Raw genomic sequence first — 24,891 nt, forward strand, 5'->3', positions numbered from 1 at the left:
GATCTCACTTCGGATTGGCGATATCGATGCGCTCGAGGTGCTCGGGCACACGCACGTCCCAACCCAGTTCATGTTCGATCCGGAAACGCAGCGCATCGGCGGCCTCAGGCTCTCCATGTGTCACATAGGTCATCCGGGGTGGGCGCGCCTTGCCCATCCAGCCAAGCAGTTCATCGGCATCAGCATGCCCAGACAGCCCTTCCAACTGGATGACCTCGGCGCGGATCGGTCGATCCTCTCCGAAAATCCTGAGAGTGCGCGCACCCTGCACCAGCGCCGCGCCGCGCGTACCGCCAGCCTGGAAGCCGGACAGAACAATGGCGTTTCTCGCATCATCACCAAAATTGATAACGTGATGTAGGATCCTCCCGCCGGACAACATGCCGCTCGCCGAGATGATGATCTTTGGCTCGGTATTTTCATTCAGCGCGATAGATTCTTCCACGCTTCGGACGCGTATCGCCAGCTCGAACATCGCTTTGCATTCCTCGCGGCTGATCCTGTGTTCATAGTGATGACGACTGTAAATCGCCGTCGCGTTCACACCCATCGGCGTGTTGAGATAGACCGGCACGTCAGGGATAGTGCCACTCGCCTTAAGCCGGGAGATCAGCAGCATAACGCCCTGAATGCGGCCGACGGCAAAGGCGGGGACGAGGATGGTTCCACCTCTCCCGATGACGCGATTGATGACGTCTGCCATTTCCGCTTCAGGATCGCTGTCGGGGTGCCTGCGATTGCCATATGTGGACTCGACGACAAGGATATCGGCACCCGCGAAGGGCGTGGCATCGCGAATGATCGGATCCTCGGCCCGCCCAAGGTCGCCGCTGAAATGGATCGTCCGCCCTCCGATCGTTAGCCGCACCGAGGCTGCACCAAGAAGATGGCCTGCTGGTACGAACCGTGCGGATATCTCATCCCCAAGATGAATTGCCTCGTCAAAAGGGGCAGGTTCGAACCGGTCGAGCGCGGTGACGGCATCCTCCACTGTATAAAGCGGCAATGGCTCGCGGTGCTTGGAATAGGCCTTGCGGCGGGCATAGCGAGCCTCTTCCTCCTGCAAGTGGCCGCTGTCCGGCAACAAGAGCTCGCATAGCTCCAGAGTCGACGGGGTAGCATGGATCGCACCGTGAAACCCGCGCTTGACCAGACCGGGCAAATATCCTGAGTGATCGATATGCGCATGAGTCAGGAGGACGTCTGAAATAGTTTCTGGCGGAACAGGGAACGGGTTCCAGTTCCGCAGCCGCAGTTGCTTGAAGCCTTGGAAAAGCCCGCAGTCGACCAGTATTCTTCGTTCCGCGACTTCAATCAAGTAGCGCGAACCCGTCACTGTCCCTGTCGCGCCGAGAAAGCTGAGCGATGGCGAGTCTGCAGGCTGCAATAGCGTCCCCTCCCTATTACTCCGCCCAACGCAATTGCTTCATTTAACCAAGCAGCACCGGACCGATTTGAATCCCTACCATCATTCTATCCCGCCTTGAGCCACCGTCGCAGCATGAACGATAGCTGTGCGATGCCCAACGATTCAGATTGGTTCTGAAACAGGTCACGCTATCGTCATCGCGGTCGAGTCAGGGGGGCAAAACCCGGAATTATACTTAGTTCTAGGGCATCCGCCATGGTTACAGCGCAACGGTTTTCTACTAAGGCAAAATAACGGGGAATTTATAGCAAGACGCTCCAGTAATCAGGGGGCGGCCGGTTATCAGCCAGCACTTCTCGAATCCGAAGCCAGCGCCGGATACGGCCTGCCGTTAACGCCCCAGGTTGGTTCGAACCTTGCGCTAGTTCGTGTGACGATATCACTTGCAAGAAAACAAGGCGGAGGGCGATTTATCGCAGGCGCGCCAAAATTATCGAGCGAGCATCGCCAGAGAGAAGGCGCGCACCAATAATAAACAAGGGCTAAGTCTGCGTCCTCTTGAAACCAAAATCGCGAACAAGATTACTGATCTACCGTATCTGAAATCTCTATAGCGGAGGACGAACTCGCCCCCCGACACGCGAACTATGACTTCAACGCGAACGTTAACCAGTAACCTCAAGGACCATATTGGTCGGTGTTTCTGCAGCTCGCCTGACATTGGCGAATCCAGCTTGCTCGAGCACTTCAGTCAAGCGCTTTTGTCCAGCCTGAGCGCCCAAGCCCAAACCCACCTCCTGTGCCAAAGAAGTTGGGGTGCAAATGGTCGTAGAAAATGCATAGTATATCTGGCCCAGCGCATGCATATTCTCGCTCATGGTGTCGCCGGCAAGCGGCTCAACAAGCATGAAAGTGCCCTTCGCGTTCAACGATTGCCGGATATGTGCTGCGGCCCCCACAGGATCGCCCATGTCGTGCAATGCATCAAATATGCAGGCTAGATCAAAGCCGCCGACTTCAAAATCCTGCGCCTTTGCAACTACGAATTCTACATTGCTGACCCCTTCCTTGCGGGCCTTTGCGCGCGCCTCATCAATCGATGGTGCGTGGAAATCTATCCCAATGATCGTTGAATGTGGAAAGGCCTTTGCCAACAGGATTGTCGAAGATCCATGACCGCATCCAATGTCAGCAACCTTTGCGCCGGCCTTGAGCTTGTCCTCCACCCCGTTGAGGGCAGGTATCCAACTATCGATGAGGTTCGCAGCATACCCAGGCCGGAAAAAGCGGTCTGTTCCGCAGAAGCAACAATCGCTGTGTTCGCCCCAAGGACGTCCCGAACCGGACTTGAACGTCTCGACCGCCTTATCCTGTGTCTCGAATTGTGAAACCACGGCTTGGAAGAAGCCCTGCATGCATGCAGGCTGCCCTTCTCGTGTGAAGATCAGCGCCTGCTCTGGAGTAAGCGAAAATCGCTCCTCAACAGGGTGGTAGGTAACATAGCCAGCGGCCGCATTCGAACCGAGCCATTGCAGAAGGTACTTGGCATTCAGCCCTGTTTTCTGACTCAGTTCGTCTGCGGTCAAAGCGCCTGCACCATCAAGCGCTTCATACACCCCAGCTTGATCGCCGATAAACGCCATCAAAAGGCTCAAGGAACCGGCAACATCGCCAATCACCTTACCCGCAAGTGCCTCTAACTTCGCTTGGTCAATATTCTCTACCATCTTCGCCAACTCCCCGTCAGCGACCCGACAGAGAGGTAGCACGCTTGCCGCGCATGAGACAGCGAATAACGAAAACGCAGCCGAGCGACCTGTAAAGAATAAGAAAAGTTGTTAGCGCAGGAAGGACTCGAGCCCAGACACGCGGATTGTGATTTGACACGAGCAACTAAGAGTAACTGAAAAACACTGCAGAGCGCTTAAGACGAAAGGCAATCACCTGAAATGGATCGATCCGACTGCCGTGTTCGATTCCGGATGAACCAATTGGCATTCCCGGCACTGCTATGCCAGCTAAGCCTTAGGGGCGCTCCTTGAGCAATTTAGCGATAGCTTCAGCAGGAACGTGACGCTCAATCAAATATCCTTCAATCGCGATTTTATGACAAAAACCTAGTTGTTCAGGAACACCAAGCCACTCTTTCACAGCCGACATATGGACAGCGTCTTCTGCAACTGCGGAAATTGGTAACCCACCTTCCAAATAGTCAAGCCATGCAAGGCAGCAACCGCAATTCGCATTTCTATTCCTTATATACGCGGCAGACTCAGCGGCTGGTGACACGCAACCAACGCCATGCGTGATGAGCCGACAATGCCTGCATCGCGCAGTTATTGAGATAGTTTGGTTATTCACCCTGCCAGCAAAGTTTCTGCGTACTCAAGGGAATTGAAGAGTAACTTGGATGGTCGGTAGGATGCTTCGAAAAAGGATGCCCAGCAAAAGTTTCACTGCGGCGTTCATTTCCGGAATTTGACTCTCGCTTCCAATTGATGCCAATAATGGATCGGGACTGAAAATTAAAAACAGGTCGCTCATTTCCGCAGATCAGGGTCGCTTCTGAACTGAGGATATTATTATGAAGAGCATCTTGAAGTTAATTTCCGTTGCAGCAGGAACAGCTTCGCTTGCATTGAGCACACCAGCATTGGCACAAATGCAGCCTTGGGCTGATTATACCCCTCAAGAGACTGTGGTTGAACTAACTTATGTCAAAGTGGATGAGGGACAACTCGGTTTTTACCTCGAGGGCCTCAAGGGGACTTGGGTTAAGGCCAATGAGATTGCCAAAGAGCTTGGTCAGATTACCGACTATGGAATATACGTCGTTCCGTTTGGCAGCAACGAAGTAAACTTGGTCCTGCGTGTTAATTACCCCAATATGGCCGAATTGGACCCCAGCAAAGCAAAGTATGATCAGTTCATGCAAGCTTGGGGCAATGCCAATATGGAAAGCAGCAATAAGACGGTCCGAGAACTCTATAACAACATCCGAGAAATCAAGGGGACTTATGTCCTTCGTGAAATCAAGATGAATTCTGACGATTAGAAACTCAATTTTGCGCGAGAGGGGCGGACTTTCCTTTGCCCCTCAGCGCTTTTGTGACAATCCTTAGCCGCCTAGCGTATACCGAATTTTCCAAAGGGTAGATTGACCAGCTTCCCTGAACCAGAATGCCGAAACAGCGCCGAATTCGCGTGCCTCATTCTGGTTAGAATAAACATTTGGTAGCGGAGGAGGGACTCGAACCCCCGACACGCGGATTATGATTCCAACGGGTAGGTAGTATTGCCTTTTGGCAGAGGCTCGGCTTCCCCCATAGTCCGATGGTCGATTGTCATTTTCTACCCACTCGACTGGGCCAGTGCTCGTGCAATATCAGCCTTTACTGTGGCGACATTTTTCTCATGAACGACGTCTGCAAAGGTGGTCGTATCTTGGTTGGTACTGTTGGGATACTGGCCAGCTACAAACGTTCTGATCGCCTGTTTCAAATCTTGCTCTTTTTCCGAGCATTGACGAACGGCCCAATTGATCTTTGGACGAATATTTTGATCATCACCGGCTAGCGCGGAAACAAAGTCTGGAGCGTTCGCTATAGTGCCAACTGCACAATCCCTCCAGACCTTCATTCGCTGCTGGAGTGCTCCTACATCTTCTTGCGAAGCTCCGTTTTCGCTTGCTTTGAAAAGAGCATGGGCAACTGAAAATTTAAGATTGGAATGGGCAAATCCAAATTGATAAGCTAAATATTGATCGGCAATCGTTGCGGCGATTATGAGATCAAAATCATCTGCACCCTTTTTCTTTGCCGCCTCCTCAAATTGTGACTGCGTGACGTCAGTCCAACTATCATACCAGCTTTGCCTTAATTCAGAACATGATCCAAGAATTGCCTCTAGCTTTTCAGCCAGAGGGCTCTCCACTGGAATTTGCTCCCCTGCTGCAGAATCTAAACACTGTATATAGGCGCTCTCAGCCCCAGTCAGCTTATCAATTTGCGCACGCTCCTGAGCCAAGACGCTCGCGGGTAGCAGCAATAGCATTGCCGCAATTTTAACAGAAAATGTGCTCAACATAACCTCCTCACTCCGGCATCGGCCGAAACGATAGCCAGTTTTACGCCTGAAAATCAAATGTTGCTTACATGCTGCTAGCCAATATCAATCAGCGGTCTGATATTTCGTATTCGGATGAGAATATGTGGTTGCCATTTGTAGCCAAGTGGTAGCGGAGGAGGGACTCGAACCCCCGACACGCGGATTATGATTCCGCTGCTCTAACCAGCTGAGCTACTCCGCCCCAATGGGCACCTCCGAGGAGGATGCACGGCGATTTGCCTGCGCAGGCGGCGCACTTAGGGCTAGCTCGCTTGCCGGTCAACAGCAAAAGAAGCGCGATTTAATTAGAATTTCACTTCGACGAACCGCGAAACTGGTATGTCCGCACAAATTCCCAGGGCCCGCCTCGATAAATATGCAAGGACAGGCCAGCAAAACGGAAGTCCCGTACCTCAAATAGTGGAGACAACTCGGCTTGGAGGAACTTGGATTCAGCAGGGCTGACTTTATTCTGAATTGTCACATGCAAACGAGGTCGATGTTCGTCCTGAGGCGTCAGCAAGCCATGGAAGCGGTCGGCAAGCTCTCGCCAGATATCGATCATCGTGGGGCTCGAAAGCCGTAGGGCCGTCCCTCGTCCCAATGGCATTATGCCCTCCAGACGGCCCGGTACCGGAGAATTGGCGGCTGCCATCGCCGAAAGCGCCGTCTTGATCTCTCCTTCGCAGGATGGTGGCAAAGCATGGAACAGGGTCACATGGGCCTTTAGGTAATTGCGCTCGGCAGGGAAGTGCGCCGTTCGTAGCGACGTAGCCCATTTGGCAAGATCAGCCGGCAATTCGGCTGTGATGATAAAGGGGGCATCTCGGCTTTGCGAATTCACCGTTCGCCGCGAGCCTCACGGATCGCATACCATTTGTCGACTGCGGCCTGATGTCCCGCATAATCTTTGTTGAAATCGTGCCCGCCAGTCCCGTCAGCAACCATGTATCGAGCATCGGTTTTCTCTGGATCGAGCACCGCAGCGATGGAATCGCGGCCAGGATTGGTAATCGGCCCTTTCGGCAATCCGATCATCGAATATGTATTGTAATCATTGATCGCAGCAATTTCAGATTTGCGGATCTGGCGCCCTAATGGCTTACCTCTGGTCATCGGATAAATGATCGTAGGGTCAGCCTGCAGCAGCATTCCATCCTTGACCCGGTTAGAATACAAACCAGCCACCATCCTCCTTTCGGAAGCGATGCCGGTTTCCTTCTCGACGATAGAGGCCAGAATTATGGCCTCCTCGATCGACTCGACTGCAATGTCCGGTTTACGTTTTGGCCATGCTTCAGCCAAATAATTACGCATCGCGACCTGCATTCGTGCCAACAATTTTGTCCGGCTCTCGCCTCGTTCGAAATCGTAGGTGTCAGGCAATACAGAACCCTCGACCGGCACAGGTATCTCCCCGGTCAGCAGCGGCTCTGCCATCAGCCTTTCGTAGACTAGTATCGAGGGCATTCCTTCAGGGATGGTCACAAAACGTCTGATAACATCGCCCGATTGGAAGGCATGCAGAATCTCGGACGGGCTCATTCCCGCAGTCAAACTAAATTCGCCAGCTTGGATAGGAGCGTCACCGCCCAATAGTTTCGCGCGCAGAAGAAACCCATCAGAAGAATCAATAATTTTCTTTTCTTCCAGATCCCTAGCAACTGAAGTTAATGTCGAACCTGAGGTAACGACGAAAGGCGTGTCGTCACTGATATTCGCCGAGCCATACCATCCGCTCGCGAACCAGCCGACGGTGCCCAGCGCGAGCACAAGCAACAGCGTTGCAGCAATCTGGCCCGCCTTTAACTTCATCAGTCAGCCTTCTTCATCACCAGGCTTGCATTGGTCCCCCCAAACCCGAAACTGTTGTTGAGAACCGCGCGGATTTCGCGTTTCTTCGCAACATGCGGCACCAGATCGACACCTTCCGTACCTTCATCGGGATTGTCGAGATTGAGCGTTGGAGGAGCAATTTGATCGCGCAACGCCAGAATGCAGAATATCGCCTCGACCGCTCCAGCACCACCGAGCAAATGCCCGATGGCAGATTTGGTCGAGCTCATCGATACATTAGAAATTTCATCGCCAAACAATCGCTTAACCGAACCAAGCTCGATTGTATCTGCCATGGTCGAGGTTCCGTGGGCATTGATGTAATCGATATCTGCGGGCGTCATTCCCGCTTTCTTCAAGGCCATTTCCATCGACCGGTATGCGCCCGAACCTTCTGGATGAGGCGCAGTGACATGATAGGCATCGCCTGACAGGCCATATCCGACCACCTCGGCGTAGATATTCGCGCCGCGCGCCTTGGCGTGCTCGTATTCTTCCAGCACGACCACACCAGCGCCCTCGCCCATAACAAAGCCGTCTCGGTCCCTGTCATAGGGCCGGCTTGCTTGTTCAGGACGGTCGTTGAATGACATGTTGAGTGCCCGCGCCTGCGCGAAACCAGCAATTCCAATTGGGCAAATCGTTGCCTCTGCGCCGCCAGCGAGCATAATGTCCGCATCATCATCTCGGATCATCCGCGCTGCATCTCCGATGGAATGCGCGCCCGTAGAACATGCTGTCACCACCGCGTGGTTTGGCCCCATCAGGCCGTATTTGATCGAAACTTGACCCGAAATAAGATTGATCAGGCGTCCGTGCACGAAGTGAGGGCTGACCCGGCCAGGGCCGCGCTCGTGCAAAACAAGCGATTCGCTTTCGATTCCGGGAAGACCGCCTATGCCTGAGCCAATCGAGCAACCAGCGCGAAACCTTGTGGCTTCATCCATATCCTCAAGACCTGCATCTTCCAGCGCCTGTCCAGCCGCATCAATCCCAAACACAATGAATGGATCGACCTGGCGCTGGACCTTGTGATCTACTCGCCTGTCAGGATCGAATCCATATTCATGATCCTTTGGCTTCACCTCGCACGCGATTGTGCATTTCTGGTTTGAAGCATCAAAATGGGTAATCGGCCCTGCGCCGCTCTTGCTGGCAAGGATATTTGCCCAAGTGGTTTCGACATCTGCCCCCAGCGGGGTGACAAGACCAAGTCCGGTTACGACAACACGACGCATTCTCTTCTCCAAAAAACAACAGGCCCGGCCCAGCGAAGGGTCGGGCCTGTCTATTTCCCGCCAGCCGCCCTGCTGGACAGGCCATCAAGCGAGCTCAGCGGGATCGGCTATCAGCCCTTATGCTCTTCGATATATTTCGTAGCATCGCCAACGGTTGCGATCTTTTCGGCCGCATCATCAGGGATTTCTACGCCGAATTCTTCTTCAAACGCCATAACCAACTCAACAATGTCGAGGCTATCTGCGCCCAGATCATCAATGAAGCTTGCTTCCTGATTGACCTTGTCGGCTTCTACACCAAGATGCTCAACAACAATCTTCTGCACGCGTTCAGCAGTATCGCTCATATTTTCCCTCTCAAAATTCGGGGTTAAAAACTTCGCTTTCGCCCTAATGAACGGCGGCGGCGCTGGCAAGGCCTTCGAGGCTAAATGAATGCTCTTCGGCTTTTTTTCAAGGCCAATGAAACCTTCCACCGAACCGGAAAGGTGCGCTGCCCTCAGCTTCTTACCTCTTCATTCCGCCGGACAAAGCGCTGCGCTGCCCTTTGGGCGCGGAAGCTTTTCTGGGAACCCATTACATCACTCAGTCATTATCTGACCGTAACTCAATAATTACAAATGATAAAATTATGACCAACCAGCAAATGACCCTCAAGAGCCTTGCCGACACGACTTTTGATTCGGTCAAAGGCTATCGCCAAGCTTCAGAGAAGGCTATTTCGCCGAAGCTTAAGCAGACACTCGCACAATGTGCTGACAAGCGTGAGGCGACTTTGGCCTCACTAAACTCCGAACTCGGTCGCATCGGATGTGATCAGGCTGACGGTACAGTGGCAGGATCCGCTCATCAGATGTGGGCCGAAATCACAGGCCTGTTCGAGAACGGCGATGAAAACGCTGTCGAGCGTGTAGAAGAAGGCGAAGATTACATCGCTGAAAAGTTCGAGACCGTCCTCAAGAACTGCGACTTCGATGCCCAAAGCAAGCAAATTGTGCAGTCAGCTTTTGCCGAAATCCAAGCTGGAGAGCGACTCTCCAACCAGCTTGAAGAGCAATACGACTAAGACTTATTCATGCTCTTAGAGAATGGGGTGCAAGGCTTTCGCCTTGGCACCCCATTTTCTTGTCAACTAGAAGCAGGCTTAGTTGGCTCAACCACACGAATATGCACATCGCGCAATTGCTGATTGCTGACCGCGCTTGGCGCGCCCATCATAAGATCCTGTGCCTTCTGGTTAAGCGGGAATGCGATGACTTCGCGAATGTTCGGCTCATCGGCCAGCAGCATTACGATCCGGTCGATGCCCGGTGCGCTGCCACCATGCGGGGGGGCACCCAGCTTGAAGGCTTCAATCATGCCGCCGAATTCCTTGTCGACGGTTGCATTGTCGTACCCGGCGACTTCGAACGCCTTATACATGATCTCCGGCTTGTGGTTACGGATCGCGCCCGAGCTGAGTTCATAGCCGTTGCAGACGATGTCATATTGCCATGCGAGGATGTCGAGCGGGTCCTGCGTTTCCAGAGCTTCCATTTCACCTTGCGGCATAGAAAACGGGTTGTGACTGAAATCGATCTTCTTGTTCTCTTCATCATATTCGAACATCGGGAAATCGACGATCCAGCAGAATTTAAAGCAGCCCTCTTCGATCAGGCTCAGTTCCTCGGCGCAGCGCGTACGTGCGGCACCAGCCAGCTTTGCCGCTTCTTTCTCTTTACCCGCAGCAAAGAACAATCCGTCATCATCGCCAAGCCCAAGCTCATCATAAAGCTTCGCCATAAGCTCCGGACCGTGGTTCTTGGCGATTGGGCCACCGAATTCTCCGGCCTTGCGCGTGACATAGCCCAGGCCAGCAAAGCCTTCGCCGCGAGCCCAATTGTTCATATCATCGAAGAACTTCCTGCTCTTCTCATTGGTCTTAGGCGCGGGAACAACGCGGACCACCCCGCCCCCGCCAACAATCTTTTCAAACAGCCCAAAGCCAGATTTCTCGAAGTGGCTGGTTACGTCAGTGATTATAAGCGGGTTGCGCAGATCGGGTTTATCGCTGCCATATTTCAGAATCGCTTCCTTGTAAGGGATGCGCGGGAATTCACCTGCAGGAGTAACTGTTTTACCGTCGGCAAACTCTTCAAACACGCCTGCCAGAACAGGCTCCAGAGCCTGGAACACATCCTCTTGAGTCACAAAGCTCATCTCAAGGTCAAGCTGATAGAATTCAGGACTACGGTCCGAACGCAAATCTTCATCGCGGAAACAAGGCGCGATTTGGAAATACCGGTCGAAACCGGCAACCATCAGCAATTGCTTGAACATCTGCGGCGCTTGCGGAAGCGCATAAAAGCTGCCGGGGTGCAGACGGCTCGGGACCAGATAGTCGCGCGCGCCCTCTGGGCTTGAAGCGCCCAAAATTGGCGTCTGGAATTCGGTGAAACCCTGCGCTGTCATACGACCGCGTAGCGATGTGATTACTTGATTGCGCAACATGATATTGCTGTGAACCCGCTCGCGCCGCAAATCGATAAACCGGTATTTGAGGCGGATTTCCTCGGGGTATTCCTGCTCTCCAGCGACAGGCAGTGGAAGCTCATTGGCTTTCGACTGAATTGTTACCGACCGCGCAAACACTTCAATCTCGCCAGTTGGCAAATTCGAATTGGATGTCCCTTCTGCCCGTGCCTTCACTTCGCCATCAATCGTCACGACGCTCTCAACGCGCAGGCCATCGAGGATCGGCAATGCGGGCGAATCTTCGTCCGCAACGATCTGGGTCAGGCCATAATGGTCGCGCAAATCGACGAACAAAACGCCGCCATGGTCGCGTTTGCGGTGAATCCAGCCCGAAAGTCGGACGGTTTCACCAACATTTGCCTTCGTAAGGGCTGCGCAGTTGTGGGTACGATAGGCGTGCATCTAATATCTTTCCAATTTCGCCGTTATGGCGCTAGAGGCGCAACTGCGCTCTCGCTCTAAGCTATGGGCGGGCTAACAGGGGAACCGCGGTGTTTTGTCAAGGTGACAGAATGCCGGTTGCGGGTCCCGAGTGGCGGTACTCCGCCCGCATATAGAACGGTACGCATGAAAATACATGATTTGATTACCACAACTGAAGCGCTTGATGATTTGGTAGAGCGCCTTGCTAAATCCGATTTTGTCACAATTGACACGGAATTCATGCGCGAGAACACCTATTGGCCGGAATTGTGTCTGGTGCAGATCGCCAATGACGAAGAAGCTGCTGCAATCGACCCCATGGCATCCGGTATCGATATGACCAGCCTGTTGGACTTGATGTGCAACAATGAGGACGTACTGAAGATATTCCACGCTGGCGGTCAGGATGTGGAAATTATCTACAACCTCACCGGAAAAACACCCCAACCGATCTTCGACACCCAAATTGCGATGATGGCAATCAGCCAAAGCGAACAGATTGGGTACGCAAATCTCTGCGAGAGCTGGCTTGGCATCACCGTGGATAAGGGCGCACGCTTCACAGATTGGGGCCGCCGCCCGTTAACCGACCGGCAGATTGAATATGCGATTGGAGATGTGACGCATCTGTCCGAAATTTTTCCGATGATGCTGAAAAAACTGATTAAAACTGGCCGTGGCGGCTGGTTGAATGCGGAAATGGAAAAACTCGCCGATCCGGATAATTATCGCAACGATCCGAGCAAGTCCTGGATGCGAATTCGCTCTGCCGGCCGCAATCCGCAAGTGCTGGGCAGATTAAAAGCGCTGGCCGCATGGCGCGAGGAAGAGGCACAGCACAAAGATATTCCGCGCGGCAGGATCATGCGCGATGAAACACTCGCAGACGTCGCCAGCCATCCGCCCAAGAAGCAAGCTGATCTCGCCAAAGTGCGCGGCCTGTCGAACGCTTGGCGCGAAAACGATATTGGCAAGCGGATGATGAAAGTTCTCGAGGACGCAGCCCCGTTACCTCACAACGAGATGCCAACCAAAAGCAAACGTGGCGCACCGCTTGGAAAAGAAGGTGCTCTGGTGGCGGATTTACTCAAACTACTGCTCAAAATTCGATCACGAGAGATTGACGTTGCAAGCCGTTTGCTGACCAAGTCGGACGAGCTGGAAGCGCTCGCATCGGGCATTCGCGATCTGCCAATCTTGCAGGGTTGGCGCTACGATGTGTTCGGCAAGGACGCACTCGAATTAGTGGAGGGAAAAACCGGTTTCGCAGTTAAACGCGGCAAGTTGGTGATGAGTCATGTCGACGATATGCATGTCGAAGAGCCTATCGAGCAAACTGATGGCGATCCCGACACTGATTCGTCCCAAGCAGAAGAAGCCGCTGCCTAGTGAGCACATATCTCCCTACGATAAAGCAGCTTCAATATTTGGTCGCCCTACATGAAAGTGGGCATTTCGGGCGCGCAGCTGAGGCAAGCTTTGTTTCGCAGTCGACGCTGTCTGCGGGTATCCGCGAATTGGAAACTTTGCTCGGAGTTACGCTTGTTGAGCGCAGCCGCAGAGTGGTTCGCTTCACGCCCTTGGGCGAGCAAGTGGTGGCCAAGGCGCATCGGTTGCTGCGCGAAGCTGAAGAGCTCAGTGAGCTGGTTCAGGCATCGGGCAAACCGCTATCAGGAGAGCTTCGGATGAGCGTGATACCCACTATCGCGCCATTCCTGCTCCCCAAAATGCTACCCCGTTTGCGCAAAGAACGCCCTTCGCTAAAACTGTTCCTTCGGGAAGAAACCAGCGCAGACGCGATGGAATCGCTTCAACACGGTCGAGCCGATTGCGTGTTGCTCGCGCTCCCCTTTCCCACGGGTGAAATCGAATTTGAGCATATAGCAGATGATCGCCTTTTCGTGGCCTTTCCGAAAGATGAGCCGCGCGATCCACCCGAGTCGATTCCGGCTTCCATGATTGATGAAGGGCATTTGCTGCTGTTGGAAGATGGCCACTGCCTGAAAGAACACGCTCTCGCCGCATGCAATCGCGCTGACCTTAACGCTAGCGCGACGATGATTGGAACAAGTCTGCACACGCTTGTCCAGATGGTCGACAATGGTCTCGGCATGACCATGCTTCCCCAAATGGCGATCGACGCCGGAATACTGAAAGGCACCGAAGTGATTGCAAGGCCGCTCAAGGAGAAGAATGCCAGCCGCGAGATCGTTCTGGTATGGCGCAAGAATTCACCGAGATCGGAAGAATTCAGGCTGCTGGCAGAGGAGCTAAAGGCGGGTTAGGCTAATGGCGGTTAGTGACAATTGAACCCGCGATATACTTTGCATTCATAATTTGTTGGTAATTTTGCTGATAGTATAAACTATATATCGTCAACCGAAAATCGGAAACGGGCTATGCGTTCATACAATCGTTTTACAACGGACCTAGAAATTGACTGCGTCATCGGGCGTAAACGGCACAAGGTTGCACTGTATAACCTTTCTAGCGGTGGCTGCATGATCGAGACTCCAACGAAAGACGCCGTACAGGATGCTGAAGTCAAAATCGTTCTAACCGGTAAAGCGATCATGCCGGGCAAAATTGCTTGGCGCGTCGGCAAGAATGCCGGGGTAAAATTCGATCTCCCGCTACACCAGAAGGTCGTCGAGCATTTTGGTTACACAACTGGTGAAGATTTTGACCGCGATGATCCGCGTGACCGCTTCGGAATTCCGATAGTTGAAAGCCTGCCTGTGGCAGTTGGATTGATTGAGTAGATAGAGCCGCCGAAGGCGAAAGCGGCCACAATTTGGCCGGCTCAATCCATGTGCTTGAGGCCGACTCTCAAATAATCCCAGCCTGTAATAAGCGTCAGAATCGCTGCTGCCCAAAGACTGACCAGCCCAACCGTATGAATCCATTGATCTATCAGTGGTGGGCATTGCGCAGCGTCGATACTGCATGGCGGCCCTTCCACGGCACCACCTAAAATCAGTGCACCGAGCGCGACCAATTGTAAGGTTGTTTTCCATTTCGCAAGTTTGGTCACTGGCACTGACACTTGCAGTCCAGCCAGAAACTCACGAAGGCCCGATACTGCGATTTCGCGCATCAGGATGATCAATCCGGCAATAACATGCAAATCGCCGACATAGGGGCCACGAAGATACCCTTGAGCAGTCAGCACAAGAATTACCGACGCGACCATGATCTTATCCGCAATCGGGTCCAGAAAAATACCCAGCTTTGAAACCGCGCCGCTCGACCTGGCAAGATAGCCATCGAAATAATCGGTAATTGCCATCAACCCATATAAGATAACCGCAAGGCCATATCCCAATCGCCATTCCGGCCACCACAAAAGCGCCGCAAGCAGCGGAACCGCCACAATACGCGACAGTGTTAGAATGTTTGGCAAAGTCATCATCAGCCGCGCATTACCCTAGTAAGCGCAAAGGCAAAAGCACCTGAATGCGATTGTGCACCCCCTTTATCCTTGTCCAAACTCTGCAAACGGCTAGACCACCCGCCAAGGGATTGGTTTCAGACGGGGATTCATGACAACCACTACACACCTTTTGAACAGAAGGCGTTTTCTGCCGCTGTTTATCACCCAGCTTTTCAATGCGTTTAATGACAATCTCTACAAGAACGCGATGGTCCTGTTCGTAGTGTATCAGGTATATAACTCGCCAAGCTCCGAAGGAACATTCGCGTCGGTCGCCTCGGGTTTGTTTATTTTGCCGTTCTTTTTACTGTCAGCATTGGCCGGGCAACTCGCCGATATGCGAGATAAGGCGGCGATTATCCGAACTGTAAAAGCGTGCGAAATCATCTTAATGCTGATTGGCGCGGTAGGGCTTTATCTGGCGTGGACAGGCTTTTTAGTCGAGGAAATTGCTATACCGCTTATGTTGCTGGCCTTGCTCCTAACCGGCGTCCAATCGACATTTTTGGGGCCTATAAAATACGCGATTTTACCCCAGCATTTGAAGAAAGAAGAAGTGCTGGCTGGCACCGGATTGGTAGAAGCCGGCACCTATATCGCGATCCTTGCCGGAACCATCCTGGCCGGCTGGATCGACGTGCAATATGCAATGGTCGCGGTCGTTTTGACAGCAATCGCAGGCTATTTCGTCAGCCGCCAAGTGCCAGATGCGCCGCCCCAAGGGCTGATCAAGGAGAAGCTCGACTGGAATATTTTCCGAGCTTCCAAAAACCTGATTCAAGAAACAATGCATAACCGCGAGGTTTTCTACGCGATTATGGCTATCAGCTTTTTCTGGACGATTGGCGCTGTGCTATTCATCCAGTTCATCCCGCTCGCAAAAAATGTCATCATGGCAGAACCCGCAGTTGCAAGCCTGTTCTTGGTCATTTTCTCGGTTGGGGTGGCAATCGGCTCAATTTCGATCAACATGCTGCTGAAGGGCAAGGTTTCAGCCAAGTATTCGCCGGTCTCGGTCCTTGCTATGGGGCTTTTTGTCGTAGCATTTTATTTTGTCACTCGGCTTTGGGCCGCTGATCAACCGACCGAGCTGCTCGGGGTTTGGGAATTTATCGCTTGGCCAATGGCAGCATTTCTGTTGCTCTGTTTGCTAGGGATTGCGGTTGCCGGGGGCATGTTCGTGGTTCCGCTTTACGCATTTTTGACGACCCGTGTCGCACCAGAGCAGGCCGCGCGGACAATCGCGGCCAACAATATTGTTAATTCGGGTGCAATGGTGGCCGGCTCGCTCGCAGCCATGCTGCTCAACGTGATCGGGATATCCATCCCTGAACAACTGCTCCTGAGTGCCGGAATGTGCCTGATATCCGCATGGTTAGGCCACCGGCTTTACAAGGCGGAGATTGCGGCGGCGTCAAAGGATTCGCCGACAAGCGGCAACCAATCCGAAGCCAGCTTTAACTGATGAAGATGGTCACCGCGATGAAGCATCCCAGATAGGCTGCAAAAAACCCGCGAATATCATTGCGTGTCAATCTCAGTTGGGGGCGTGCTCGAAGTGGAGGTGCCCCCGACCGTAAATGAGGCGGCAACGACGCAAGGAACGGGTGGCCCGCTTGCTCATCGGTAAGGACTAATGATCTTCTCATGCCCGAAGCGTTAACTGATCACTAACCATTATGCGCGCCGACAATCAGGGGCGTCACAGGATGGGACATTAAGCTTGTTATTCCACACGGCAGAGCAAACGCCCGCATCCGGCTGTTCAGGGCTGCTCGATTAAGCGCCAGCGATTTCCATAATATGATCCCATTCTGATGGGCGCACTTCACTGACAGACAAACGCATAAGCTTAACGACCTCCATTTCGGCCAGAGCGGGATCTGCCTTGATTTGCTTTAGCGAGACCGGGTTGGGAAGTTTGTATTTGGGGATCAGCCTAACCGCTGCCCATTTCCCCTCGGGGTCGGTCGGGTCTGTGATTCCTGCAACGCTGACTTCAGCGATACCGACGATTTCCAACCCGATGTTCGAATGGTAGAAAAATATCTGATCACCCACTTCCATAGCTGCAAGATTGTTCTTCGCACGGTGATTACGAACACCGCTCCAAATCCCTTCCTGGTCTTTGACCAGATCGTCCCAGCTATATTCGCAAGGCTCAGACTTCATCAGCCAGTATCTAGCCATTCAGGTGCTCCGTTCGATAATTGTGCTGCTCAAGCCATCTAACTGCCTAAGCAGGTGGATACTACTTTGCGCCACGGACAAATTAACCACTTCTTTAATTTAAGCGTGCGATTAGCACCGCGAGTAGAACTATTCCGGGGACGTTAGCGGGAGCTTTCCTGCTCGCAAGATGTCAAAGACGAGCTATCCAGCTGGCGAAAGCCACAAACGAGTCCATCGTGACCTTATCGCACTTGGTATAGCTATAGCTGCGATCATCATGTTTGTTGGCACTGGCAGCACGGTCCTTCCAAAAATCGCACGCAGCTGGATACATGGTACAGCTGGGCCAGACCACCTCCTCACCAATGCACTGCTACTCAATATCGCGCTGATAATCTTCGGGATGCGCCGTTACCGCCAGCTGATTTCCGAAATTGCCGAGCGCCGCAAGGCCGAAGAAAGCGCCAAAATTCTTGCAGAGACCGATGCACTGACAGGCTGCCTAAACAGGCGCAGCATTGGGTCAGCTACTGACAGACTTATTGCCGGTGCCGCTGCTGGCAAAGATGCCGTTGCCTTCCTGATGATTGACCTCGATAATTTCAAGCAGGTTAATGACCTTTACGGTCACACAGTCGGCGATGCAGTTCTGAAGCTTACCACTCAGCGAATTCAGGTAATTATGCCGCCTGATGCCTTGATTGCTCGCTTGGGCGGTGATGAATTCGCCTGCGTCATTCCATATTCAAGCCAGAACCCCGATACAATCGACACGCTGGTTTCAAGGATGATAGCTGCGGTTAGTAAGCCTGAGACTATCAAGGGCTATCCTGTTGAGAATACCATGTCGCTTGGCATCGCGAATAATCTTGCGCAGGATTCCAGCGCGGACAGCTTCGTCAATGCCGATACGCTGATGCACCGTGCTGACATCGCGATGTATCATGCCAAGAAGCAGGGCAAGAATCGTTATTTTTGGTTCGAAGCATCAATGGAAAGCGAATTGCGTTTTCGCAATGAGCTGGAACAAGGTATCCGCAGAGGCATCCAAAAAAGTGAATTCGTGCCCTATTACGAACAGCAAATTGACTTGGACAGCGGTACGTTGGTCGGGTTCGAAATGCTGGCTCGGTGGAATTCGCCTGATCTGGGATTGGTCAATCCAACTATCTTCATCCCAATCGCCGAAGAGATTGGCGCAATTTCGATTCTATCCGAGCAATTAATTGAGCAAGCGCTAATCGACGCGAAACAATGGAATCCGAAACTCACCTTATCGGTCAATATTTCGCCGGTCCAACTGCGCGACCCGTGGTTCTCACAAAAATTGCTCAAGTTACTGGTCAAACACAATTTCCCACCACAGAGGTTGGAGATTGAGATCACTGAAAGCTGCCTTCACGAAAACCTTGCCGTGGTGAAAACAATGATCACCAGCCTTAAAAACCAAGGCATCCAGATCAGCCTCGACGATTTTGGAACTGGCTATTCAAGCCTTACCCAATTGCGTGCCCTTCCCTTTGACAGGTTGAAAATTGATCGCAGTTTTGTGGGTGAACTCAATGATGAAGAAGCAAGCGAGAAAATCGTCAATGCAATAATTTCATTGGGTCACGGACTTGATTTGCCGATCACAGCAGAAGGGATCGAAGACACAAAAATTCTTGAAGCCCTGCGCGGTCGCGGGAAAATGAAGGGCCAAGGATATCTTTATGGCCGGCCTGAACCCGCCGAAAGGGTACTTATTCGCTTGAGAGATCTCAATATGCTATCCGTAAACCCTGGAACAGACGAGCCAGCAGCCACGGACAAGGACAAGGAACAGGTTTCTGAACGCCGTCGCAATTCCGCTTAGGTAATACATTGCCGTAGGACTGGACGCAGACGGGCTCGATGCATAGATGCGCAGTATAATGCGCGTACCCTTCATCAAGATGCACGGCCTAGGCAACGACTTCATCATGCTTGATGCACGGGTGGATGCGGTGCCTTCGATTGACAAGCAGATCGCTTCAGCGCTCGCGGACCGTAATACGGGAATTGGGTGCGATCAGTTGATCCTCCTTGAAAAATCCCAATTGGCCGATTTCAAGATGCGCATCTACAATTCTGATGGCGGCGAAGTTGAGGCATGCGGCAATGCTTCACGCGCTGTGGCACTGCTGCATGGCTCTGCCGCTTCGGTTGAAACCAATGGAGGCTTAATCACGGTCACTCCAACAGATAATGGTGCGCGTGTCGATATGGGCGTTCCTTCATTCGACTGGCAGTCAATTCCGCTTGAGTATGCGATGGACACCGCAAATCTGCCGCTTTCGTGGGAGGAATTGACCAATCCTATTGCGGTCAATGTTGGTAATCCGCACATTATCTTCTTTGTTGACGACTCCGAGACAATCGGACTCGACCGGCTGGGCCCTCTGATAGAAAATGACCCTTTGTTTCCCGAAGGTATAAATGTGAATGTCGCTGATGTCCGAAACGGCGCCATCAACCTGCGCGTTTGGGAGCGAGGCGTCGGCTTGACCAAAGCCTGCGGTACAGGGGCCTGCGCCACCGCGGTCGCTGCAATTAAAGGGGGATTGGTGACCTCCCCTGTTAAAGTCCATTTGCCGGGGGGAACGCTGGACATCCAATGGGCTGATGGGCAGCCAATTATCATGGAGGGACCAGCCACCGAATCCTTCCGCGGGACATTCGAATGGGACGATTTCGCATGACCGCCTCAAACGGCGCGGAAGTCATCACACTTGGATGCCGCCTAAACATTTCAGAAAGTGAGCAGATCAAGTCGATGCTGGCCGAGGATGACAACATTGTTGTCATCAACAGCTGTGCAGTAACGTCAGAAGCTGTCCGCCAAACCCGTCAAGCCATTCGCAAAGCGCGCCGGGCAAGGCCAGACGCTCGGTTGTTAGTTACCGGCTGTGCCGCAGACATCGAACGCGACCAACTTGGTACAATGCCCGAGGTAGACGGATTAATCGCAAACACGGCCAAGCTAGATCCTCGAGCATGGAACATTCCTGCGGGGCCGAATCCGGTTGTGGCCAGCCGAACGCGAGCTTTCATCACGGTACAAAACGGCTGCGACCATGCCTGCACTTTCTGCGTCATTCCTCAAGGCCGAGGCAAGAGCCGGTCGACGACGATCACGCAAATATTAGAGCAAGTTGGCAAGCATCTGGAGCATGGAGCGCCGGAAATCGTGCTCACAGGCGTCGATGTCACCTCGTGGGGGCACGACTTGCCCAATACACCCACGCTTGGGTCGATGGTAGCCGCCGTATTGAACAATTTTCCTGAATTGCAGCGTCTGCGCATGTCATCGCTTGACGGAATAGAAATCGACCCTTTGCTCGAGGATTTGCTTGCCAACGAGCAACGACTAATGCCGCATTTGCATTTATCGCTGCAGCATGGGCACGACATGATCCTGAAGCGGATGAAGCGCCGCCACTTGCGTCATGATGCGGTCGCTCTGGTTCAGCGCCTGAAGGCCAAGCGACCCGATATCGCGATTGGCGCGGACCTGATTGCCGGTTTTCCGACCGAAGACGATGCGATGCATCACGCTAACCGCTCGATTATCGGCGAGTTGGACATCGTCCATGGCCATATTTTCCCATACTCCCCTCGCCCCAACACGCCCGCTGCACGGATGCCGCAGATAGACCGTTCGATCATTAAGGCTCGCGCAGCGGAATTACGCGCAGATGTTGCTGAACGGCGGAGCACTTGGCTGCAAAGCCTTGTGGGCGAAGCGTTGCCAATCCTCGCCGAGCGTGACGGGACAGGCTATGCTCCAAACTTCGCCCGTGTTGCGGTTCCTGAAGGAATTGCGCCGGGCAGGATTGTCACTTTGACACCGACCGGAATCGACAAGGGTTTGCTGCGATGAGCGATACAAGCTGGACCGACCGCGTTTTTGGCGGCTTCCGCAAAACATCTGAAAGACTTTCGACTAATCTGACGGCTGCTGTCGGCACAGCAAAGCTAGACGATACAACGCTCGATGATGTCGAAGATGCCTTGATCCTGTCTGATCTAGGGCCTTCGGCAGCGGCCCGCATAAGAGCCAAGCTTTCTGAAAAACGTTTCGGCCTCAACATAACCGAGCAAGAGCTGAAAGAAGCCGTTGCAGAAGAAATCGCGGAAATTCTGCGCCCGGTAGCCAAGCCGATAGAAATTGTCGCATTTCCCCGCCCACAAGTCATTTTGGTAATCGGCGTAAATGGCAGCGGAAAAACGACAACTATCGCAAAGCTCGCCCATTGGTTCCAGGAAGACGATTACAGCGTGATGCTGGCTGCCGGGGATACGTTTCGTGCTGCGGCAATTGGTCAATTGGCGACATGGGCGGAACGTATCGGAACCCCGATAATTCGCGGACCAGAAGGCGGCGATCCAGCAAGCATTGTATTCGATGGCGTGAAAGCAGCGACCGCCCAAGGGATCGACGCATTAATTGTCGACACCGCAGGCCGCCTGCAAAATAAACGTGAGCTGATGGATGAACTCGAGAAAATTCGCCGCGTTCTCGGCCGGTTAAACCCAGAGGCTCCACATGATGTGGTGCTGGTACTTGATGCGACAAATGGTCAAAATGCGCTGTCGCAAATCGAAACATTTAAAGAAGTCGCCGGCGTGACAGGACTTATTATGACCAAGCTTGATGGGACCGCGCGCGGCGGCGTGCTGGTCGCTGCTGCCGAACAATTCGGCTTGCCTATCCACGCGATTGGCGTGGGCGAAACTATTGATGATCTTAGGCCGTTCGACCCCGATCTGGTCGCGCGAGTTATTGCAGGAGTTGCCTGATGGCTGATGCACAAATCCCGAAAAAGCAAAGCTCTGGTTGGCTCAACGTGCTGGTCGACTATGGCCCGTTGGTGGTTTTTCTAGGCGTTTACAAATATTTTTCACCGGAGGAGAGCGAGGCAATTGCGGAGATCGCCGCGGTTATAAAGGGGACACTCGCGTTCATGGTCGCAGCGATAATTGCCTTGCTGTTTTCAAAGTTCAAGCTTGGCAAAGTGTCACCGATGCTGATGTTCTCAACAGCGCTAATAGTCGGATTTGGGGCGCTTACGATCTTTTTTGGCGATCCTACATTTGTCCAATTGAAGCCGACAATCATCTATTCGATGTTCGGGGCGGTCCTGATCATTGGTTGGTTGTGGAAAGGCAAAGCGCTGCTTAAAGTCCTGCTCGAAGCCGCATTTGAAGGCCTTAGCGATGAAGGCTGGCTAAAGCTTTCGCGCAATTGGGGCTTCTTTTTCTTTGCTCTCGCAGCACTCAATGAAGTCTTGCGATATTTCTACAATGTCGAGAATGATAGCTTTGAGACATGGCTGTGGGCCAAATTCTGGGTGTTTATGCCGCTGACATTCCTATTCACCTTCAGCCAGATACCTATGCTGCTGAAGCACGGCCTGGATATCGGTGAGACTGATAAGGTGCTCAAGGAAGAACCGCCGGCAGGGTGAACTCAAATTTTCATGAGTCAAACTCAGCGACGAGCAAGGAAATAATTTTCCAACTTCAGCACATTATGATTGATGCTTTGGGACGGATTTTACCGACAGCCTATGTGCGCTGACTGCACAGGCACCGGCCGCCAACCGTAAATTGCCCCGGAGGGTGCCCCGCAATCCAGCTTTAGCAATCAGGGCAAACATTCATTTTTCAATAACTTAAGCAAGGTCGGCGAAGGTGACGCAGTGTCCACTTCGTAAAGCATGTGTCACTGTGTTTCCTCGAAACCGCGCTAAATTCTGACTTGGCTGCCCAGCTCTACTACCCTGTTCGTTGGCAAGCGGAAGAATTCCATCGCCGTCGCCGAGTTCCTCAGCATCCAAGCGAATATTTTCTCTCGCCAAATCGGCATCCCCGGTTTCTCTGATGGCAAAAGAGTTTGTCGCGAGAGGAAGAAACTTGTCTGCATCATGTCGAACCTGCCGCCGCAACGATCCATATTTTTCAGTCCTTCGGGCACATCGGTTGCTTCCATGAAGCCGTAATGCAGCACGGCGCGGAAGAAGCCATCGCCCAAATCATGATACTCGCATCTGGTTTCAGGATCGACATAGGGTATCTCGGCGATTTCTACCGTCAGGATGACTACGCGCTCGTGAATGACTTTGTTATGCTTGATATTATGCAGAAGCGCAGACGGTACTCCGCCTTTTGCGGAGGCCATAAAGATCGCTGTTCCCGGAACACGGGTCGCGCTGTTCTTGGCTGACTTGGCGAATATCTCCATCGGCAGAGTTACTTCCGACATTCGTTCCCGCATCAGCTTACGCCCACGCGCCCAAGTCGTGAGCAACGTAAAGGCGACGAATCCGACCATCAGCGGGAACCAGCCACCGTCAGGAACCTTTGCTAGGTTCGCTGCGAAATAGGCACCGTCGACAATGAGGAACAGAACTACGATCGGCGCAGCATACCACCATTTCCATTTCCAGACGCCCATCAGTAACACTGCCATCAGCAATGTATCGATGGTGACTGCACCTGTTACTGCAATGCCGTAAGCCGAGGCGAGATTGGACGAGTTCTGGAATGTCAAAACCAACACAATCACTGCAATCATAAGCGCCCAATTGACAGTCGGGATGTAAATTTGGCCGCCTTCGGTTTCGCTAGTGTGGCGAATCGACAAGCGGGGAATATATCCCATCTGCATAGCTTGATGGGTGATCGAGAACGCGCCTGATATGACCGCTTGGCTGGCGATGAATGTCGCAAATGTCGCCAATATTACCAATGGCAGGCGCCATTCCTCGGCAGCTAAGAAGAAGAACGGGCTCTGAATGGCCAGCATCGCTTGATCATTGGGTAGTCCAATAATCATCGCGCCCTGCCCGAAATAATTGAGTAGCAAACAGGGCATGACAAATCCGAACCACGAAAGGCGCATCGGGCCGCGCCCAAAGTGCCCCATATCCGAATAGAGGGCCTCTGACCCTGTCACAGCCAAAACAACAGAGCCAAGCGCCAAAAAGGCAGTCACCCCGTCCAGAATAAAGAAATTGACTGCATGATAGGGGTTCAACGCCCACAAAATTTCCGGTGTCTGGAAAATTTGCCATGCGCCCATGCTGGCGATGACCAGGAAATAGACAATCATAACAGGCGCAAACAAGGCGCCTACCTTAGCTGTTCCGCGCTTCTGAAGCAGAAACAAGCAAACCAGCAGCACTAGTGCGATAGGTATCACAAATGGGTCAAGCCGGTGATCCACAACCGTAAGTCCCTCGACAGCTGAAAGGACGGATATCGCGGGTGTGATCATACTGTCGCCGTAAAATAGCGATGTAGCAAAAACTCCTAGCAAAACCGCTATCCACGCATATTTCGACTTGCCGATGTGGCTGGAAATGAGTGCGACCAAGGCGAGCGATCCGCCTTGTCCCTTGTTGTCGGCGCGCATTAATATCATGACGTACTGGATCGAAACAACCAGTGTCATGGACCAGAATATCAAGCTGATGACACCCAGAACATGGGCGTTGTCTAAGGCAAGTTTATACGGCCCGACAAAGGTTTCACGAAACGCGTAAAGCGGACTTGTGCCGATATCCCCGAACACAACGCCAATTGCCCCAACTGCCAACGCGCCCTTCGTCGCGCTATGGCCCGTCTGCGAGCCTGGCGGCGGCGCGACAATGTGCTTGGATGCTTCAGTCATAAAACCGGGGATCCCGACTGAGTGAAACCGGCGTCACCATGGCAACCGGGAGAAAGGCGGCGGCCATTAGCAGTAACGCCTAGGCCTCGCAACTGGCAGCGCA

The 24,891-nt window shown here is 52.9% G+C and carries 23 protein-coding genes and 1 tRNA gene; 11 read left to right on the forward strand and 13 right to left on the reverse strand.

Annotation, left to right across the window (positions count from 1 at the left end; translation table 11 throughout):
* Positions 1-4: 4 nt before the first annotated feature.
* The 3 genes from GRI36_RS10430 to GRI36_RS13890 form a co-directional block, all read right to left on the reverse strand.
* Complete coding sequence (locus tag GRI36_RS10430) at positions 5-1,387, reverse strand: MBL fold metallo-hydrolase RNA specificity domain-containing protein (RefSeq protein WP_160598408.1); 1,383 nt, start codon at positions 1,385-1,387, stop codon at positions 5-7.
* A 647-nt stretch (positions 1,388-2,034) separates the two neighbouring features.
* A complete protein-coding gene (locus GRI36_RS10435) occupies positions 2,035-3,096 on the reverse strand; it encodes a class I SAM-dependent methyltransferase (protein WP_160598409.1) in 1,062 nt (353 codons plus the stop codon).
* Positions 3,097-3,394: 298 nt separating this feature from the next.
* A complete protein-coding gene (locus tag GRI36_RS13890; protein WP_160598410.1) occupies positions 3,395-3,658 on the reverse strand; it encodes a DUF411 domain-containing protein in 264 nt (87 codons plus the stop codon).
* 295 nt (positions 3,659-3,953) lie between these two features.
* On the opposite strand from GRI36_RS13890, the gene GRI36_RS10445 reads away from it, so the two are divergent.
* On the forward strand, positions 3,954-4,424 hold the full coding sequence (locus GRI36_RS10445; protein ID WP_160598411.1) for a hypothetical protein: 471 nt from the start codon (positions 3,954-3,956) through the stop codon (positions 4,422-4,424).
* 296 nt (positions 4,425-4,720) lie between these two features.
* Here GRI36_RS10445 and GRI36_RS10450 read toward each other — a convergent pair whose 3' ends face one another.
* The 6 genes from GRI36_RS10450 to GRI36_RS10475 all read right to left on the reverse strand — a co-directional run bounded on the left by GRI36_RS10450 (position 4,721) and on the right by GRI36_RS10475 (position 8,897).
* Positions 4,721-5,455, reverse strand: coding sequence for a hypothetical protein (locus GRI36_RS10450; protein ID WP_160598412.1), 735 nt, complete (start codon positions 5,453-5,455; stop codon positions 4,721-4,723).
* Between the two features lie 146 nt (positions 5,456-5,601).
* Positions 5,602-5,678, reverse strand: a tRNA-Met gene (locus GRI36_RS10455).
* Between the two features lie 111 nt (positions 5,679-5,789).
* Positions 5,790-6,320, reverse strand: a complete 531-nt coding sequence (locus tag GRI36_RS10460) for a 2'-5' RNA ligase family protein (protein WP_160598413.1) — start codon at positions 6,318-6,320, stop codon at positions 5,790-5,792.
* Entirely contained in the window at positions 6,317-7,291 is a 975-nt protein-coding gene (gene mltG / locus GRI36_RS10465; protein ID WP_160598414.1) for an endolytic transglycosylase MltG, read from the reverse strand. The genes GRI36_RS10460 and mltG overlap by 4 nt, the downstream gene beginning before the upstream one ends.
* On the reverse strand, positions 7,291-8,550 hold the full coding sequence (gene fabF, locus GRI36_RS10470) for a beta-ketoacyl-ACP synthase II (protein ID WP_160598415.1): 1,260 nt from the start codon (positions 8,548-8,550) through the stop codon (positions 7,291-7,293). Before fabF ends, mltG begins: the two co-directional genes overlap by 1 nt.
* A gap of 110 nt (positions 8,551-8,660) precedes the next feature.
* Positions 8,661-8,897: an acyl carrier protein gene (locus tag GRI36_RS10475; protein WP_160598416.1), complete on the reverse strand. Its 237-nt coding sequence runs from the start codon at positions 8,895-8,897 to the stop codon at positions 8,661-8,663.
* Between the two features lie 284 nt (positions 8,898-9,181).
* Here GRI36_RS10475 and GRI36_RS10480 point away from each other — a divergent pair, with 284 nt between their 5' ends.
* The gene (locus GRI36_RS10480; RefSeq protein ID WP_235902221.1) at positions 9,182-9,616 is read left to right on the forward strand and encodes a PA2169 family four-helix-bundle protein; all 435 of its coding nucleotides are present in this window, start codon (positions 9,182-9,184) and stop codon (positions 9,614-9,616) included.
* 62 nt (positions 9,617-9,678) lie between these two features.
* On the opposite strand, the gene aspS is transcribed toward GRI36_RS10480, so the two are convergent.
* Complete coding sequence (gene aspS, locus GRI36_RS10485) at positions 9,679-11,466, reverse strand: aspartate--tRNA ligase (RefSeq protein ID WP_160598417.1); 1,788 nt, start codon at positions 11,464-11,466, stop codon at positions 9,679-9,681.
* A 165-nt stretch (positions 11,467-11,631) separates the two neighbouring features.
* Here aspS and rnd point away from each other — a divergent pair, with 165 nt between their 5' ends.
* The 3 genes from rnd (at position 11,632) to GRI36_RS10500 (ending at position 14,249) form a co-directional block, all read left to right on the forward strand.
* Positions 11,632-12,876, forward strand: a complete 1,245-nt coding sequence (gene rnd / locus GRI36_RS10490; protein WP_160598418.1) for a ribonuclease D — start codon at positions 11,632-11,634, stop codon at positions 12,874-12,876.
* Positions 12,876-13,772 carry a hydrogen peroxide-inducible genes activator gene (locus GRI36_RS10495; protein WP_160598419.1) on the forward strand — a complete coding sequence of 299 codons (897 nt, stop codon included), beginning with the start codon at positions 12,876-12,878 and terminating at the stop codon, positions 13,770-13,772. The genes rnd and GRI36_RS10495 overlap by 1 nt, the downstream gene beginning before the upstream one ends.
* Positions 13,773-13,886: 114 nt before the next feature.
* On the forward strand, positions 13,887-14,249 hold the full coding sequence (locus GRI36_RS10500) for a PilZ domain-containing protein (protein WP_160598420.1): 363 nt from the start codon (positions 13,887-13,889) through the stop codon (positions 14,247-14,249).
* 41 nt (positions 14,250-14,290) lie between these two features.
* Here GRI36_RS10500 and pgsA read toward each other — a convergent pair whose 3' ends face one another.
* Positions 14,291-14,899, reverse strand: coding sequence for a CDP-diacylglycerol--glycerol-3-phosphate 3-phosphatidyltransferase (gene pgsA, locus GRI36_RS10505; protein WP_160598421.1), 609 nt, complete (start codon positions 14,897-14,899; stop codon positions 14,291-14,293).
* Positions 14,900-15,029: 130 nt separating this feature from the next.
* Here pgsA and GRI36_RS10510 point away from each other — a divergent pair, with 130 nt between their 5' ends.
* Positions 15,030-16,385 carry an MFS transporter gene (locus GRI36_RS10510; protein ID WP_160598422.1) on the forward strand — a complete coding sequence of 452 codons (1,356 nt, stop codon included), beginning with the start codon at positions 15,030-15,032 and terminating at the stop codon, positions 16,383-16,385.
* A gap of 314 nt (positions 16,386-16,699) precedes the next feature.
* On the opposite strand, the gene GRI36_RS10515 is transcribed toward GRI36_RS10510, so the two are convergent.
* Positions 16,700-17,110, reverse strand: a complete 411-nt coding sequence (locus GRI36_RS10515) for an EVE domain-containing protein (RefSeq protein WP_160598423.1) — start codon at positions 17,108-17,110, stop codon at positions 16,700-16,702.
* Positions 17,111-17,279: 169 nt separating this feature from the next.
* Here GRI36_RS10515 and GRI36_RS10520 point away from each other — a divergent pair, with 169 nt between their 5' ends.
* Genes GRI36_RS10520 through GRI36_RS10540 form a run of 5 tightly spaced genes read left to right on the forward strand, consistent with a single transcriptional unit; the run spans position 17,280 to position 22,581 of the window.
* Positions 17,280-18,947, forward strand: coding sequence for a putative bifunctional diguanylate cyclase/phosphodiesterase (locus tag GRI36_RS10520; protein ID WP_160598424.1), 1,668 nt, complete (start codon positions 17,280-17,282; stop codon positions 18,945-18,947).
* Positions 18,948-19,005: 58 nt separating this feature from the next.
* Positions 19,006-19,812 (forward strand): diaminopimelate epimerase, encoded by an 807-nt coding sequence (gene dapF, locus GRI36_RS10525; protein WP_160598425.1) that lies wholly within the window; start codon positions 19,006-19,008, stop codon positions 19,810-19,812.
* The gene (locus tag GRI36_RS10530) at positions 19,809-20,993 is read left to right on the forward strand and encodes a MiaB/RimO family radical SAM methylthiotransferase (protein WP_160598426.1); all 1,185 of its coding nucleotides are present in this window, start codon (positions 19,809-19,811) and stop codon (positions 20,991-20,993) included. Before dapF ends, GRI36_RS10530 begins: the two co-directional genes overlap by 4 nt.
* Positions 20,990-21,913: a signal recognition particle-docking protein FtsY gene (gene ftsY / locus GRI36_RS10535; RefSeq protein WP_160598427.1), complete on the forward strand. Its 924-nt coding sequence runs from the start codon at positions 20,990-20,992 to the stop codon at positions 21,911-21,913. Before GRI36_RS10530 ends, ftsY begins: the two co-directional genes overlap by 4 nt.
* The gene (locus GRI36_RS10540) at positions 21,913-22,581 is read left to right on the forward strand and encodes an inner membrane-spanning protein YciB (RefSeq protein ID WP_160598428.1); all 669 of its coding nucleotides are present in this window, start codon (positions 21,913-21,915) and stop codon (positions 22,579-22,581) included. Before ftsY ends, GRI36_RS10540 begins: the two co-directional genes overlap by 1 nt.
* Before the next feature lie 281 nt (positions 22,582-22,862).
* Here the strand turns inward: GRI36_RS10540 and GRI36_RS10545 are convergent, their stop codons facing one another.
* Positions 22,863-24,788, reverse strand: a complete 1,926-nt coding sequence (locus GRI36_RS10545; RefSeq protein WP_160598429.1) for a potassium transporter Kup — start codon at positions 24,786-24,788, stop codon at positions 22,863-22,865.
* Positions 24,789-24,891 lie beyond the last annotated feature (103 nt).

The sequence above is a fragment of the Pontixanthobacter gangjinensis genome (assembly GCF_009827545.1).
In the GTDB taxonomy this organism is placed as follows: domain Bacteria; phylum Pseudomonadota; class Alphaproteobacteria; order Sphingomonadales; family Sphingomonadaceae; genus Pontixanthobacter; species Pontixanthobacter gangjinensis.